The following is a 15,305-nucleotide window of genomic DNA, read 5'->3' as shown; positions in this document are numbered from 1 at the left end:
ATCAATTCATCAGGCAGTACGTGTGATTTGTTCAAGCGCCGCCCGAACTTTTTCCGCCGACCCGAGAGCCGCCTTATTCAAGACCAGCGAAACTACAGGCGACGACAAACTGCCCGTCACATGAAGAATTTCGTGGTCAAGATCGTTGAAGAAACGCCGCTGGATTTCAGCGGCCCAATGTCGTCCAAGCGACAACCCGCTTGCGACCTGCTCGGCAATCACCACACGATTGGTCTTCGCGATAGATTGACCAATAAGCTCCCAGTCGATGCCGGTCATGTCGAGGCTTCGCATATCGATAATCTCGGCATCAATACCGGATTCGTCGGCAGCTTTAACCGAAGCCTGCACCATCACCGATGTCGCAAGCATGGTGCATGCCGAACCAGACCTGACCACCCGCGCCTTCCCAAGCGGAATGCAGTAATCACGGTCATCCTTGGGTACCAAGCTCTCACGCTGGTAGAATTCGACATGCTCGATAATTGCCACAGGATCGTTAGACCGGAGCGCGCTGTTCATCAGACCGACATAGTCAAAGGCATTGGTTGGTGAAACGACGCGCCATCCCGGAAACATCGCAAACAAAGCCGACGGATCGCCTGAATGCTGCGAACCATAGCCCGTATGCGGAGACACACGAACGCGCAAAACAATCGGAACGGGAAACCCATCGCCGAACATGTGACGGACTTTCGAAATACCGTTTGCAATCTGGTCAGCGGCAACAAAGCAGAAGTCACCAAACATGATTTCGACGACTGGCCGCAACCCGCGTAATGCCGCCCCCAAAGCAACACCGGTAAAGCCATTTTCGGCAATCGGCATGGCCAGAACTCTGCCGGGAAACTGTTCGAGCGCGTTTTTGGTAAAACCACTCACACCACCGGCAAAGCGATGAACATCCTCGCCCATGACGATGATTGTGGGATCTTTTTCCATCGCCCGACCAATGACGTCAGACGCTGCCGCAGCAAAACGTACCTTCTCAAGCTCGTCGGGAGAATAGTCCTCAATTTCGCGAAAGCGAGCATCGTCAAATTCTTTGCCGTCACCCAGGATGCCTTCATCGACACTCTGCGGCGAAGGCCACAAGGCGTCTGGAATACGCAGAACATTGCTGCCGGGTGCAGTCTTCGTCAGACGTCCGCCAGCAGTCTGCACCGCAACGCTCACCTTTTCATCGATCTGGGCCAATTCGGCATCGTCTGCAATGCCGAGTTCCTTCAACCACCGCTCCGCCTGTGCGATGGGGTCTCGGCGCTTCCACTCTTCTTCTTCTTCGCCGGTACGATAGCCAAAATCGCTACCAGCTTTGCTTCCGCTTTGATGCAGATAACGATAGCATTGCGCTTCGATAACGACCGGGCCGCCCTCTTCTTCGATGATACGGCAGGCGTCACGCATCGCCTGATGAACGGCAACAACATCCATCCCATCACATTCAATGCCGGCAAAGCCGAGCATCGGACCACGCGACGCAATGCGTGTTTCGCGCGTGGCATCCTGAATATGCGTGGATACGGCGTAGAGATTGTTTTCAACGTAAAATATCACCGGCAAACGATACAATGCGGCGATATTCATCGCTTCATAGGTAGCGCCCTGCAGGGAAGCACCATCGCCAAAGAAAGCGACCGATACACCTTTCCTGCCAAGAAGCTTGTCCGCAAGTGCATAACCGGCGGCATGCGGAATATTTCCGCCGACAATCGCGCTCGTTCCCGCAATGCCTGATGCAGCATCACGCATATGCATAGAGCCGCCACGACCACCGCAATATCCAGGATTAAGCCCCATGATTTCCGCCATCAGACGATAGACGGCATCGTTCATGTCGTCGGTAAAATCAGACTGAAGAATATCGAAATCGGATGGTGTCTGTGCGTTGATCAGCTTTGTGAGCACCTGATGATGCGCACGGTGCGTACCATTTATCTGATCGTCGGAACCAAGCATCGACATGGCGCCCACGGCTGCCGCTTCCTGTCCGATGCTGGCATGAGCAGGTCCATGGACCAGTCCGGCTTTTTCAAAGTCGAGTATTTTTTCTTCAAAGCGCCGGATGAGCTTCATCTGGCTATACCATTTCAACAGATCACTGGCTTTCGCAGCGCGCCAGTCCTCCCCCGTCACATTAAGCCGATACCAGGGCGCAGAAGGTTTCAGATCAATTTTTTCGGCCATGATAAAGGTTCCCTAATTGTATTCTGCGAGCGACAGTTTCAGTTCGGCCCTGCGACGCAGCCAAAGGCTGGCCCGATATCGCGGATCACCGGTTCTTTCATGAATGGCATCGAGAATGCGGACAATCACATCCGCACCGATCCTGTCGCCCCATACGAGCGGCCCATGCGGATAACCGAGTCCCAAACGCACAGCGGCATCAAGATCATCAACTGACGCAATCTTCTGATGAACAATGTCGGCTGCGATATTCACGATCATTGCCAACACGCGTTGGCAAACAGTTCCGCATGTGTCTTCGACCACCGACGCTTTGACACCGTCGGATTGCGCAAGAGCTAAAGCTTGTTCTCGCGCATTGTCAGTTGCTCCCGGCGAAGCAATCAGCGTCCGATGCTTGTCGATGCCGAATAGCGGATCAAAACCAATCGTATTGGCCGCATCGAGGCCTTCGCGGACGATTGTCGAGGTCAGATCATCGCCAATCAAGCCAATAAGAACCAGCGCGCTCGAACGCGCATCATCACTGATTTGAACGCCTGCCAGTTCCGCAACTTTTTGCAGCGCTTTTTCGGGCGTATCGCCGATGATCGTCACCGATTTTGGTAGACTGCCTTGTTCATCAGTGGTCGTGATCATAATTGAATCGTCAGAGTAGTCATAAAAGCCGCGCCCACTCTTGCGTCCGAGCAGACCAGCATCAAGGCGCTGGCGCGTAATCACTGAAGGTCGATAACGCGGCTCTTGATAATATTGGCCGTAAATCGCTTCCATGACCGGATGGGAGACATCAAGGCCTGTCAGATCGAGAAGCTCGAAAGGCCCCATACGGAAACCCGCCGCATCACGCAGAATAGCGTCGATAGTCGCGAAATCTGCAACGCTTTCGCGGATCATTGCAAGTGCTTCCGTGCCATAGGCGCGGCCGGCATGGTTGACGATAAACCCCGGAGTATCAGCCGCCATGACTGGTCTATGGCCGATCCGCTCTGCAAGTTCTTGCAGACGCTCTAAGACCGCATCACTTGTCAGTGCACCTTTGATCACTTCCACAACCCGCATCAGCGGAACAGGATTAAAGAAATGAAAACCCGCCACGTGTTGCGGGTTTTCCGCTTTTCCCGCGATTGCAGTGACGGATAAAGACGATGTGTTCGTCGCGATAATCGTTTGAGGCGATAGATGCGCTTCCAGGGATGCAATCAGCTCGCGCTTCACACCCAGATCTTCCACAATGGCTTCGATAACCAAATCTGCCGAAGCCAACTCCTTCAAGGCGCTGATAGGTATAATCTGGTCCAGAGTATTCGCTGCTTTAGCAGCTTCCAGTTTCCCGCGTGCAACTCGAGTGTCCAGACGTTTTGAAAGGTCGCACTTCGCTGTCTCTGCTTTGCCCGGAAGCTGATCGAACAGGTAAACTTTCAAATCGGCAGCAGCCATTGTTTCAGCAATGCCGATGCCCATAATCCCAGCGCCAATGATACCAACTTCTCTGATGGGGACTGACATCACATCCATCTCAGCGCCCCTTGAACTCTGGCTTGCGCTTGGACAAGAAGGCATCGATCCCTTCCCTCTTATCTTCTGTGTCGAAAAGAAGTTGGAATGCCTTACGCTCCAGTCTCAAAGCGGTTTCCAGAGGCGCATCCTCACCATACATTACCGCTTCTTTGATCTGCTCTGCCGCAAGCGGCGGCATCAACGCTATTTTCCCGGCAAGCTTCAGGGCTTCCTCGAGCGCTTTTCCCTCATCCGTCAACCGACTGACAAGGCCATAGCTTTCGGCATCGACGGCTGAAAGCATTTCGCCGGTCAACGTCAATAACATGGTCTTGTATTTACCTATCGCCCGCAAAAGCCTCTGCGTGCCGCCCGCGCCCGGCATAAGCCCAAGCTTGATTTCTGGCTGACCGAAATTCGCAGTCCGCGATGCAACGATAATATCGGCATGCATCGCAAGCTCACAGCCACCACCCAGTGCATAGCCTTCAACGGCAGCAATCACAGGCTTCGGGCAGCGCGCGAGACTTTCCCAGTAACGGTGAAGCCGCTGCGCAAGGATTTCTCCTGCACCAGTTTGCGCGAACACTTTCACGTCTGACCCAGCGGCAAAATTTCCGCTTCTGCCGGCAATGACGATAACTCGCGTTTCGCGATCAGCAGCAAGGCGATCCACAGCTTCAGACAGCTTCTGCCGAATATCCATATTCAAAGCATTGAGTGCTTCTGGACGATTGATCTCCAGTAAAGCAACACCAGTCGCCGGACGGCTCTCAATCACCACATCGGTAAGCTCGGTCATCCTCTCCCTAACTTCCCTTGAACCAACTCCAATCACAGCCAAAACTACAAATGGAATTTAATTTCATTTTATATTGTTTCGAACTTTAATCTATGAAACATTCCATTAGCAATAGGATATTTCTGCAAAACGCGACGTGCTTCATCTTTGTTGAAATCACGCGTGAAGGGGCAACTTATGATCCGCGATCCGGAGACCTTCCAATCACTCATAAATACGATCAGACGCTTCGTTCGGGAGCGGCTGATGCCTGTCGAAAAACAGGTGGAAGAGACAAACAGTATCCCGGAAGATGTCATTGATGACATGAGGGCGATGGGCTTGTTCGGGCTTTCAATCCCCGAAGAATATGATGGGCTTGGCTTGACGATGGAGGAAGAAGTTCTCGTCGGTTTTGAGCTCGGCTATACCTCACCAGCATTCCGCTCCGTCATCGGAACCAACAACGGCATCGGGTCGCAAGGAATCATTGTTGACGGAACTGAAGCCCAGAAAACCTATTGGCTACCCAAGCTTGCGAGCGGCGAGATTATCGGCTCCTTTGCTTTGACGGAACCCGATGTTGGTTCCGATGCAGGCGCTGTTAAAACCACGGCTGTAAGGGACGGCGATGATTACATCCTCAATGGCGTGAAGCGCTTCATAACCAATGCGCCGATCGCTGGAGTTTTCACTCTTATGGCACGAACAGGCGAAGCTGGACCTTCCGGCGTCACGGCCTTTCTTGTTGACCGCAACTCGCCCGGTTTGAGCGTTGGAAAAGCCGATCACAAGATGGGGCAACGCGGTACGCAAACCTGTGATGTCTATCTGGAGAATGTGCGCGTTCCTGCCGAAAACATTATCGGCGGGATAGAAGGCCGTGGCTTCAAAACAGCGATGAAAGTGCTCAATCGCGGGAGGTTGCACATATCTTCCGTCTGCACCGGCATGGCAGAGCGATTGATCGACGAAGCCGTCGACTTCGCAAAAAGCCGTGTTCAGTTCGGCAAGCCGATTGCGCAACATCAGATGATACAGGCCATGCTGGCTGATATGAGCACGGAGGCCTATGCCGCACGCTGCATGGTACTTGATGCTGCACGCGCTTTCGATGACAAAGACCCGGCCATCATCCGCAAAGCTGCAAGCTGCAAGCTTTACTGTTCGGAAATGGTGGGCCGCATTGCTGACCACGCTGTTCAGATACATGGCGGGTCAGGTTATATGCAGGACTATGCTGTCGAACACTTCTATCGTGATGTGCGCCTCTTTCGTCTGTATGAGGGCACTTCGCAAATTCAGCGGATCATCATCGCACGCGAAATGACGAGGGCTTAACCCATGGAAGTCACCGGCAAGAGCAAAATCCTTTTCGTTCTCGCGCATCCGGTCGGCCATGTTCGGGCAAGCCACGTCTTCAACACCTATTTCAGCAAAACAGGCAAAAATGCTGCGGCAGTTCCCCTGCATGTCCATCCAGAAGATCTTGCACAGGTCATTGATGCAATTCGCAAACTAGGGAATGTGAGCGGGTTCGGAGTGACTATTCCGCACAAGATCGCAATCATGCCTCTTCTTGACGAAGTGACTGATGCCGCGCAAGAAATCGGAGCAGTCAATTTTGTTCGCCGGGAAGAAAGTGGGTGTCTCGTTGGGGACAATATTGACGGCCCTGGCTTTATCGAAGGCTTGCGCAACAATAATATCGAACCGAAAGACATGACTGTGTTGATGCTTGGTGTAGGCGGAGCTGGACGCGCTGTGGGATTTGCTCTCGCCAAGGCAGGCGTACGAACTCTATGGATCACCAATCGTGACCAGAATAAAGCCGCGGCACTCGTCACGGATATACAATCCGCCTATCCTGAATGTAAGCTCAAAAGCGGACCACATCACGGTACGCAATTCGATCTGATCGTCAACACAACTTCGCTTGGTATGGCCGAAGAGGACGAACTTCCGATTGCTCTCTCGGATGTTTCGCCAGACACGATTGTATCGGATATAATCGTCAATCCGCCGATGACGCGCTTGTTACAACTGGCTCAGGCAAAAGGCTGCACGATCATCAATGGTGTGCCCATGCTTGATGCACAGATGGTTCTGGCCTGCACACATATGGGCATTTGAGTAGTGACATTGAATTGATATATTCGGCCGCTCGACAAGGATGTGTCCGGCAATTGGAGTCTATTGATGAACTTTGTAAATGAACCGGACAGCAGCTTAACTGAAGCCGACGACGCAATCGCGGAAGAAGCTCAGGCAGAATCTGGCGAGGTGTTATCAAACACCGTTTACAATACGCTCAAATCGCAGCTGATGCAGGCGCAGCTCCTGCCGCTCCAACGGCTTAAAGTTCGTGATCTTGCACGCTCGCTGGGAACATCTGAAACGCCCGTTCGGGAGGCACTTATCCAGCTCTCCCGCGAAGGCGCAATTGAGATCAAGCCGCGCTATTATATCCGTGTGCGCAAACTTTCGGCCGACGAGTATGAAGAAATTCGCGCGATGCGTCTTGAACTCGAACCTATGGCGGCAGAGCGCGCTTTACCGCATATTACTGACGAAGATATCCTTCAACTTGAAGACCTGCATCACCGCTTGATTGCCGCCGAACAAAGTGGTGATTGGCCCGAGGCGCTGCAGACCAACTTCGATTTCCATTTCATCATCTATCGCCGCTCAGGCATGAAACATCTGATAGACGTGCTCGAAGCGCTCTGGATGCGTATCGGCCCCATACTTTCAGAACTTTATCCGCACGCCATGCCAACCTATGCCGGTCCGCACCAGCACGAAGTTGTCCTCTCGGCGTTGCGCGAGCGCGATTCCTATGCCTTACGCATGGCGATCCGCATGGACCTACTTGAGGGTGGAGCGGCACTCATCCGGCACCTGAAGTCCTCGGCCTATTCTGATTAATCCAAACAAAAGCCGACGCCACAATAGCGTCGGCCTCAGATTGCTTGAAGCATTGCTTATTCAGCAAGCCAGTTCTGCCAGCGCTCACGCAGCATATTGCGATTTTCGCCGATCCACTTGAAATCCGGCACCAGCAACAATTTGTAGTTATCCGGTGACGTAGCGTAATTCTTCTGTTCAGCCTCAGGCAACAAAGCCACGCCTTCCTTTGAATGCGTCGCATAATTGGCCGTCTTGATGAAGGCTGGATGGCCTTCGGCATGACCATAGAAATAGTTGATGAACTTCAATGCGCCTTCTGGATTTGGCGCATCCTTGAGGATCGCGAAATAGCCCGTATCCATCACAGCATCGTTCCAGCTTACATTGAACGGCGCGCCATCATTCACCGCGCTCAATGCTCTGCCGGAATAAGACATGGTCATGGCAACTTCCTGATCGCGCATGATCTGCGCCACCTGGTTGCCTGTCTTCCACCACACGCTGATATGCGGCTTTATTTCATCGAGTTTTTTGTAAGCGCGATCCAGATCCATCGGGAAAATTTTATCGCGCGGCACGCCATCAGCTATCAAGGCGATTGCAGGCAACCACCAGTCACGGTCGCCGGTATCAGGCAATCCACGAGGGCCGGGAAAGGATTTGACGTCCCAGAAGTCAGCCCAGGTCTGAGGAACCTTATCCTTGTAAACTGACGTGTCATAAGCAAGCAGCATGCCTCCTGTCGTTCTGGCAACGCCCTTTTCCTTGCAAGAACCTTCAACGCCTTTAGTTTCAACATTGGGTAGCTTGGAACAATCTATCGTCAATAGAAGATCGGCCTTGTCGACCAGATCAGGACCAGTCGCAGTCACGATATCAAACTCATATTTGTTCGTGCGTTTCATGGCTTCGACTCGTGCCCACTGGTCCGGCACTTCGATATCGAACGGTAAGACATCAGTACCGCTTTCTTCCTTGAAAGGTCCGTAAAACTCTTTCTCAAGCGTCAGGCGCATCTGGCCACCGGTCGTTGCATAAACGACGCTATCGGCTTTTGCGGTCAACGCTCCGCAGGCAAGCAGCAATCCGGCGCACATCAATAGTCTGGTTGTTTTCTTGAACATGTTTCCCTCACATATAGTTTTCTATTTATTCTTCAGACACAGTCTGTTGCGAGCGCATGGCAAGCGCCCGAAGTCCGGCGGCACCCACCAGAACGATGATTGAAAGCAGCGTGAGCATCACGGCAATCGCAGGGATAATCGGCGTCAGATTTTGTTCGATATCGTCGAACATCATGCGCGGCAGGGTCTTGTCGCGCACGCCTGCCAGAAAGAAAGAAATCACCGGTTCATCGAACGAAATGACAAATGCAAACAGCCCACCCGACAAAACATTCGGCCAGATCAGCGGCAACGTAACGGTACGAAAAGCCATAAACCTATTGGCACCACAGCACATTGCAGCATCTTCCAAAGCAGGATCAACCTGAGAAAGAGCCGCAACAATCGTGAATACGCTGAACGGTAATGCGATAATCGTATGAGCGATGACGTAACCAGCCGTGGTTTCAGTCAGCCCAACGCTTTGGAACAGCAGGTAAAGCGCGATTGCCAAGGCGATATGCGGAACGACGATTGGACCAATGAGCAAGGTCTGGAACACCGTTGCCAGCGCACCCTTCCCGCGCACAATTGCATAACTTGCACAAAGGCCAATTACAGCACTTGAGATTGCCGTGAAGAAAGCAATCCGAGCGCTGAATGCGGTGGCACTCATCCACTGCGCAGACTGGAAGAAGGCTCCAAACCACTGCCACGTAAATCCTCTTGGCGGAAACGTGATGTAATCCGTTTCACTGAAAGCCATTGGCAGAATGATGAGGATCGGCACCACGAGAAAGCACAGTACCAAATAAACATAGGCATTGAGGAGCAAATTGCGGGTGTTCATGCACTGCCTCCCATCATTCGGTTAAACTTGAAGACGCGACCGAAGATCAGCGAAACCGCCATAACAAGAAGCGTGAGTATGCCGACCAAAGCTGCTGCAAAAGGCCAATCCAGCGTTTCGCGAAGCTGCTGGGAAATCAACGTTGCGATCATCATTTCCTTCGGTGATCCCAGCAACGAAGGAGTGATAAAGTAGCCAAGTGCCGTCAGAAAGGTGAGGATCATGCCACCCATCACACCCGGCAGGGTCAACGGGAAAATAACCTCAAAGAAAGTTCGCACAGGACCAGCGCCAAGAATGGCGGCTGCGCGTGCATAGTCGCGGGGCACATTGCGAATGGAGCCATAAATTGGCAAAACCACGAATGGCAACAGAACATGCGTCATCGCGATCAGGACGGCCGTTTGCGTGTACAGCAGCTTGAGCGGTTGATCGATAAGGCCAAGCTGAAGCAGCCCCTGATTGACCAATCCATTGCGCTGTAAAAGCACAGCCCATGCAGCCGTTCGCACCAGTACCGAGGACCAAAACGGCAGTAGGATACAAGCGGTTATAAAAATCAGCTTCGGACCGCTCGAATGCGCCATAAGCCAGGCAATCGGATAAGCCATAAGCAACGCGATCACGCTGACCAGTGCGGCAATCAATACAGTTCGCCCGAGCACATTCAGATAGACCGGATTGGAGAAGACCCGCTGATAATTATCAAAGGAAAGCGATGGCTCCGTAACAGACAGAGCCAGCAGGCTGACCAGCGGATAAATAAAGAACAGCAACAATAGCGAGAAGAAAGGCAATAGCAGGAGAAGCATCCCGCCTTTCGAGAGCTTGCGTCCGTCCGGCTCGAAAAACATTTTCAACATCGGCTTAGCTCGCTCGGGAATAAACGAGGCTGGCTTCAGGCGCGAAACCTAAACGCAGCTTTTGCCCGGCACCAATGTCGGAAATTGCAGCGCTCGCCAAACGTGCGCGCAGTTCGGTGCCATCGGCCATAGTGCCCAGAATGGCAGTATCTGGGCCGGCATAAATGACGTCACGCACGGTGATCTCCAGCCCCTGCTCCGCAGGTATCAACCGCTCCGGACGAACCGCCATCAGCGCGTCACCGAATTGAGCGCCCATAACATTTTCTGATGGTATGGAAACGACAGTGCCATCGGCAGCCCGCGCCTTCACGCCATCCCATGTGATGGGTATCAAGTTCATCTCACCGATGAAGCTCGCAGAAAAAAGATTTGACGGGCGATTGTAGAGTTCGCGTGCACCAGCGATTTGTTGGATATGACCGCCTTGCAGGATCGCAACCCGGTCAGCCATTGTAAGCGCTTCGCCCTGATCATGGGTCACAAACACGATTGTCATACCTAGTTCGGCATGAAGGCGCTTGATCTCGATCTGCATTTCTTCGCGCAGGTTTTTATCAAGCGCCGACAAAGGTTCGTCCATCAGAAGAACACGCGGCGAATAGACAATAGCGCGGGCCAATGCGACACGCTGCTGCTGCCCACCGGAGAGCTGTTTCGGACTGCGACTGGCGAAATCTGCAAGCCGCACGCGAGCGAGCGCCTCGCGGGCGATACGATGCCGCTCCTCTTTTGGCACACCACGCGTTTTAAGTGGGAAAGCCACGTTGTCGAGCACACTCATGTTGGGAAACAGCGTGTAATGCTGAAACACCATACCAATATTGCGCTTATGCGGTGGAACGCGCGTATAGTCGTTGCTACCGAATAAGATACGTCCCTTATCGGGACGCTCAAACCCGGCCAGCATCATGAGGATTGTCGATTTTCCGGAACCAGACGGCCCAAGCAAGGCAAGAAATTCACCGGGTGCAATCTCCATATCGAGATCGTCAACAGCCGTAAAACTTCCGTAGCTCTTCCTCACACCCTGAATGCTGATGCCCAGCCCGGAATCGGGCGTGCTTTTATGGCTAGCCATGCTTTCCCCTGATGTTTTTGTTGTTGGGTGAGCTTAACCCGCATTCCACTTCATTGTCTAGAATGATATATCAAATTTATCAAACTTATCGGCCAGACCGCAATCTTCCTGCTGCTTTCTCTCGGAAATCACCTCTTTTCGTCGCGATACTCCGATATTTTCGCAAGATATTCCGCGAAATGCGCTACTACAATAATATTTACGCCTCTTTACGGATTCCATCTTGACATACCTCCGTTGTCGGGATCATTTTTGATATATCATAATTCGACGTGACGAGCGTAAAAACGTCGTCAAATGGGAGACAACCAATGCATGCGCATTCCACTTCGGCCCAAACCTTGAACGCACACAATCTCGATACTGAGCTGCGCGAGCGCGCCGAACGCGTCATCCCCAACGGCATGTGGGGACATCAGCGCGCATCATCTCTCCCAGAGGGCTACCCTCAATATTTTGCGTCTGGTGAAGGTGCCCATGTCACCGACGTCAATGGCAGCAGCTATATCGACTTCATGTGTGCTTGGGGCCCAATCATACTGGGTCATCGCAACACGCTCGTGGATGCAGCAGCGCTCAGCCAGATACAAGCAGGCGACTGCCTCAACGGTCCGACGGCCCACGCTGTCGAACTTGCAGAACTTCTCGTTGAGACAGTGCCGCATGCAGATTGGGCATTGCTTCAAAAGAACGGAACAGATGCCACGACCAACTGCGTTACCATTGCACGTGGTGCCACCAAGCGCCGCAAGGTACTGGTTGCGAAAGGCGCTTATCACGGCGCTGTGCCATGGTGCACACCATCGATTGTTGGCGTAACAGCGGAAGACCGCGCGCATCTCATCCACTATGTTTATAACGATGTTGAAAGCCTGACAGCGGCAGCCAAACAAGCCGGCGATGATCTGGCCGCAATCATTGTTTCTGCTTTCAAGCACGACCTTGCCATTCCGCAGGAACTCCCGACATCTGAATTTGCAAAGACGGCACGCGCACTGTGCGATGCAGTGAGTGCAGCACTCATTCTCGATGACGTTCGTGGCGGCTTCCGCATCGATCTTGGCGGAAGCTGGCGTGGCACAGGCGTTGAGCCGGATCTGGCGGCCTATTCCAAGGCAATTGCCAATGGTTATTCGCTTGCAGCCATCACTGGCACCAACCGCTTTCGCGAAGCTGCGGGACAGGCCTATATGACCGGCTCGTTCTGGTATGCGGGAGCATCTATGGCTGCCGCGGTTGCTACCATTAAAGAACTAAAGCGCATTGATGGCCCAGCGCTCATGAAACATGCGGGCGAACGCCTCCGCAATGGACTGGATGCACAAGCCCGTGTTCACGGATTTGAACTTCTGCAAACCGGACCTGCCGCAATGCCTCTCGTGCAGTTCGTCGGCGACACAGATGCGCAACTAGGTGCTCGCTTCTGCCGCGAAGCTTTAAACCGTGGTGTCTATCTGCACCACAAGCACAACATGTTCATATCTTGCGCGCACACGGATGCGGTGATCGATGATGCTCTCTCGCGAACGGAGGATGCCTTCAAGGCAATCTCCGTCAGATAAGGACAAAGCGTGAGCGAACAGGCGGGCGACGATCGAGACAACCTTTCTGACATTGTGTATCAGCAGCTCAAATCGGGGCTGCTGCGCGCGCAGTTCAAACCGCATCAGCGATTCAAGGTTCGTCAACTGGCTTTGTCGCTGGGCACATCGGAAACGCCTGTCCGCGAAGCGCTGATGCAATTGTCACGCGAAGGCGCGATTGAAATCAAACCGCGTTTTTATATTCGCGTACGACGCCTGAGCCTTGCAGAATACAAAGAAATCCGTGCAATGCGGCTCGTCCTTGAGCCTCTCGCTGCGGAACACGCGCTGACGAATATCTCAGACGAAACCATCGCAAAGCTGGAGGCCATCCATCGTGAGCTGACCGAAGCCGAGCGCAACGGGGATTGGCCAGCGGCCTTGCAGATCAACTCGGATTTCCATTTTGCGCTCTATAAGCAAAGCGGCATGGCGCATCTTATCGATGTGCTTGAAAGCCTCTGGATCAGGGTTGGTCCGCTTGTGTCGGAACTTTACCCCACAGCCAAGCCAACTTATCCGGGGCGTCATCAGCACGAAAATATCATCACGGCTTTGAATAATCGCGATAGTTACGCCTTGCGTCTCGCCGTCCAGCTTGACCTCATCGAAGGAGGCGCCGCACTTTTGAAGCGCCTTCAGCAATACGAACGAGAAAATCTCGGCGAAGCCGATTTAGCGGGTGATCGTTCGATATTGAACAGCCATCAGAATTTGTGATTGAAGGAGGAAGTCCGAAATGCCGCGCGACAAGTTTAAATTTCCTGAGATGGGACCACACGCGATCAAGCCTTGGGCAGTTCGCAAAGGCTATGCGGACGAGCACTTCCTCTCCGATTATCGCTATCAGTTTCCGCGTGAAGACCCGAACCTTCCCGAAGTCTTCGTCTATACCGAAAAAATGTCTTACGATCCCGGCGAAACAGTCGAATTTCATGGCTCCACCACTGCCAAGACATGGTCTATCCAGATATATCGGGATAGCCATGAGCCCCAGATGATGGACGAAGCTTTCGACCTTCCCGGAAGCTTCACCAAAACATCGGAAACCGCCTATATGGATGGTTGCGACTGGCCGGTTCTCTATCGCTGGAAGATTCCCGAAGATGCTCGCTCCGGTTTTTATCGCGTTGTCTCGACATGTATGCGCCCGGATGGCGAACGCTTCGTCCAGCATCATTTTGTCGTTGTGCGCCCCACGAAGAAAACCCGCTCGGGTCGCATTCTTCTCATGTTCGCAACCGGCACCTGGACAGCCTATAATGATTGGGGCGGTGCCAACCACTATTTTGGCACATGGGGTCCCCAAAAGAACGAACGTTCACCTATCTTGAGCCTGCGCCGTCCATGGTCCAAAGGGATGTTCTGGCTACCGGAGGGAGCCGCGCGCGTTTGTAATCCAGTCTGGCAGGACATGGGCGATGCAACTCGTTACCCATCCAAGGAATGGGGTTATACGATGGGCTTCTCACAGTTTTATTCTTCTGCTGGCTATGCGCAATACGAGCGGTATTTCGTGACATGGGCTGAAGCAGCGGGCTACCAGATAGACTACATCACTCAAACCGACCTCCACTACAATCCTTCAATCCTCGATGATTACAATTGTCTTGTGACCGTTGGCCATGACGAATATTGGTCGTGGGACATGCGCAAGACCGTCGAAGAATTTGTCGCACGCGGCGGGAATTTCGCACGCTTTGGTGGCAACTTTCTCTGGCAAATCCGGCTTGAGAACGATGGGCAGACGCAAGTGTGCTGGAAGACCAAAGCACCCACGCAAGACCCCATCATGCAGACCGATCAGAAACACTTGTGCACGGCAAACTGGGCAAGCGGTGCCGTAAACTGGCCCGGCGCATCAACAGTTGGCGTTAACGGCGAAAACGGAATGTACGGCAGCTGGGGTGGCTTCTCTCCACGGGGCTCACGCGGACTTACTGTCTATCAACCCGAGCATTGGATCTTCGAAGGCACACATCTGCGCTATGCCGACATCTTCGGCCACGAGGCACAGATCTTCGGATATGAAGTCGATGGCCTCAATTATTCATTCAAGAACGGCTTCCCATATGCCGTGGAAGAACATGGTGTGCCGACCGAGAAGATCGAGATTCTGGCCATGACACCGGCTTCGATCTACGAGTACGAACTCGACGGCCAGGGACATCGTTACTACGTTCGGGATAGCGATCTGCAAGGCATCTGCGAAATGGCTCCTGATGGCTATGAATCCGCGCGAAAGCGATTGGCCCATGGCGCCGGAATGCTCGTATCAATGAAGCAGGGCGATGGGGAAGTGGTAACCGCAGGGCTTTGTGAGTGGGTGATGGGCCTAAAGCGCAACTGCGCCTACACAACCACCATTACCCGCAATGTGCTCGACCGGTTTCAGGAAACGGGACCAGCTGCTGCGTAATTGATAAAACAATTCAGGCCCGAATGTT

General features: G+C 53.0%; 13 protein-coding genes. 6 read left to right on the top strand and 7 right to left on the bottom strand.

What is annotated here, in order from left to right:
- Positions 1-9: 9 nt before the first annotated feature.
- From OIV19_RS13000 to OIV19_RS12990, 3 genes are read right to left on the bottom strand one after another with little or no spacing between them, the layout of a single operon-like run.
- A complete protein-coding gene (locus OIV19_RS13000) occupies positions 10-2,187 on the bottom strand; it encodes a thiamine pyrophosphate-dependent enzyme (RefSeq protein WP_264231895.1) in 2,178 nt (725 codons plus the stop codon).
- A 12-nt stretch (positions 2,188-2,199) separates the two neighbouring features.
- The gene (locus OIV19_RS12995) at positions 2,200-3,696 is read right to left on the bottom strand and encodes a 3-hydroxyacyl-CoA dehydrogenase (protein ID WP_498831046.1); all 1,497 of its coding nucleotides are present in this window, start codon (positions 3,694-3,696) and stop codon (positions 2,200-2,202) included.
- A gap of 10 nt (positions 3,697-3,706) precedes the next feature.
- Positions 3,707-4,489 carry an enoyl-CoA hydratase gene (locus OIV19_RS12990; protein WP_264231893.1) on the bottom strand — a complete coding sequence of 261 codons (783 nt, stop codon included), beginning with the start codon at positions 4,487-4,489 and terminating at the stop codon, positions 3,707-3,709.
- A 177-nt stretch (positions 4,490-4,666) separates the two neighbouring features.
- Here OIV19_RS12990 and OIV19_RS12985 point away from each other — a divergent pair, with 177 nt between their 5' ends.
- The 3 genes from OIV19_RS12985 (at position 4,667) to OIV19_RS12975 (ending at position 7,396) form a co-directional block, all read left to right on the top strand.
- Entirely contained in the window at positions 4,667-5,809 is a 1,143-nt protein-coding gene (locus OIV19_RS12985) for an acyl-CoA dehydrogenase family protein (protein ID WP_264231892.1), read from the top strand.
- Positions 5,810-5,812: 3 nt separating this feature from the next.
- Positions 5,813-6,601: a shikimate dehydrogenase family protein gene (locus OIV19_RS12980; RefSeq protein WP_264231891.1), complete on the top strand. Its 789-nt coding sequence runs from the start codon at positions 5,813-5,815 to the stop codon at positions 6,599-6,601.
- A gap of 66 nt (positions 6,602-6,667) precedes the next feature.
- The gene (locus OIV19_RS12975; protein ID WP_264231890.1) at positions 6,668-7,396 is read left to right on the top strand and encodes a GntR family transcriptional regulator; all 729 of its coding nucleotides are present in this window, start codon (positions 6,668-6,670) and stop codon (positions 7,394-7,396) included.
- A 56-nt stretch (positions 7,397-7,452) separates the two neighbouring features.
- Here OIV19_RS12975 and OIV19_RS12970 read toward each other — a convergent pair whose 3' ends face one another.
- Genes OIV19_RS12970 through OIV19_RS12955 form a run of 4 tightly spaced genes read right to left on the bottom strand, consistent with a single transcriptional unit; the run spans position 7,453 to position 11,275 of the window.
- Positions 7,453-8,502: an extracellular solute-binding protein gene (locus OIV19_RS12970; protein WP_264231889.1), complete on the bottom strand. Its 1,050-nt coding sequence runs from the start codon at positions 8,500-8,502 to the stop codon at positions 7,453-7,455.
- Positions 8,503-8,527: 25 nt separating this feature from the next.
- A complete protein-coding gene (locus OIV19_RS12965; RefSeq protein ID WP_264231888.1) occupies positions 8,528-9,331 on the bottom strand; it encodes an ABC transporter permease in 804 nt (267 codons plus the stop codon).
- Positions 9,328-10,194 (bottom strand): ABC transporter permease, encoded by an 867-nt coding sequence (locus tag OIV19_RS12960; protein ID WP_151092547.1) that lies wholly within the window; start codon positions 10,192-10,194, stop codon positions 9,328-9,330. Before OIV19_RS12960 ends, OIV19_RS12965 begins: the two co-directional genes overlap by 4 nt.
- A gap of 4 nt (positions 10,195-10,198) precedes the next feature.
- On the bottom strand, positions 10,199-11,275 hold the full coding sequence (locus OIV19_RS12955) for an ABC transporter ATP-binding protein (protein ID WP_264231887.1): 1,077 nt from the start codon (positions 11,273-11,275) through the stop codon (positions 10,199-10,201).
- A 311-nt stretch (positions 11,276-11,586) separates the two neighbouring features.
- On the opposite strand from OIV19_RS12955, the gene OIV19_RS12950 reads away from it, so the two are divergent.
- From OIV19_RS12950 to OIV19_RS12940, 3 genes are read left to right on the top strand one after another with little or no spacing between them, the layout of a single operon-like run.
- Complete coding sequence (locus tag OIV19_RS12950) at positions 11,587-12,837, top strand: aspartate aminotransferase family protein (protein WP_264231886.1); 1,251 nt, start codon at positions 11,587-11,589, stop codon at positions 12,835-12,837.
- Between the two features lie 9 nt (positions 12,838-12,846).
- Positions 12,847-13,578: a GntR family transcriptional regulator gene (locus tag OIV19_RS12945; protein WP_264231885.1), complete on the top strand. Its 732-nt coding sequence runs from the start codon at positions 12,847-12,849 to the stop codon at positions 13,576-13,578.
- Positions 13,579-13,597: 19 nt separating this feature from the next.
- Positions 13,598-15,277, top strand: coding sequence for a N,N-dimethylformamidase beta subunit family domain-containing protein (locus OIV19_RS12940; protein WP_264231884.1), 1,680 nt, complete (start codon positions 13,598-13,600; stop codon positions 15,275-15,277).
- Positions 15,278-15,305: the final 28 nt, after the last annotated feature.

The organism is Brucella sp. HL-2 (assembly GCF_025846885.2).
Lineage (GTDB): Bacteria > Pseudomonadota > Alphaproteobacteria > Rhizobiales > Rhizobiaceae > Brucella > Brucella quorumnocens.
This window is presented reverse-complemented; position numbering and strand designations above follow the sequence as displayed.

Excerpts from the sequence above, each read along its gene's own strand:
- OIV19_RS12980 (WP_264231891.1), top strand. The coding sequence starts at position 5,813 with ATGGAAGTCACCGGCAAGAGCAAAATCCTTTTCGTTCTCGCGCATCCG.
- OIV19_RS12970 (WP_264231889.1), bottom strand. The coding sequence starts at position 8,502 with ATGTTCAAGAAAACAACCAGACTATTGATGTGCGCCGGATTGCTGCTT.
- OIV19_RS13000 (WP_264231895.1), bottom strand. The coding sequence starts at position 2,187 with ATGGCCGAAAAAATTGATCTGAAACCTTCTGCGCCCTGGTATCGGCTT.
- OIV19_RS12955 (WP_264231887.1), bottom strand. The coding sequence starts at position 11,275 with ATGGCTAGCCATAAAAGCACGCCCGATTCCGGGCTGGGCATCAGCATT.
- OIV19_RS12965 (WP_264231888.1), bottom strand. The coding sequence starts at position 9,331 with ATGAACACCCGCAATTTGCTCCTCAATGCCTATGTTTATTTGGTACTG.
- OIV19_RS12975 (WP_264231890.1), top strand. The coding sequence starts at position 6,668 with ATGAACTTTGTAAATGAACCGGACAGCAGCTTAACTGAAGCCGACGAC.
- OIV19_RS12940 (WP_264231884.1), top strand. The coding sequence starts at position 13,598 with ATGCCGCGCGACAAGTTTAAATTTCCTGAGATGGGACCACACGCGATC.
- OIV19_RS12985 (WP_264231892.1), top strand. The coding sequence starts at position 4,667 with ATGATCCGCGATCCGGAGACCTTCCAATCACTCATAAATACGATCAGA.
- OIV19_RS12960 (WP_151092547.1), bottom strand. The coding sequence starts at position 10,194 with ATGTTGAAAATGTTTTTCGAGCCGGACGGACGCAAGCTCTCGAAAGGC.
- OIV19_RS12995 (WP_498831046.1), bottom strand. The coding sequence starts at position 3,696 with ATGTCAGTCCCCATCAGAGAAGTTGGTATCATTGGCGCTGGGATTATG.
- OIV19_RS12990 (WP_264231893.1), bottom strand. The coding sequence starts at position 4,489 with ATGACCGAGCTTACCGATGTGGTGATTGAGAGCCGTCCGGCGACTGGT.
- OIV19_RS12950 (WP_264231886.1), top strand. The coding sequence starts at position 11,587 with ATGCATGCGCATTCCACTTCGGCCCAAACCTTGAACGCACACAATCTC.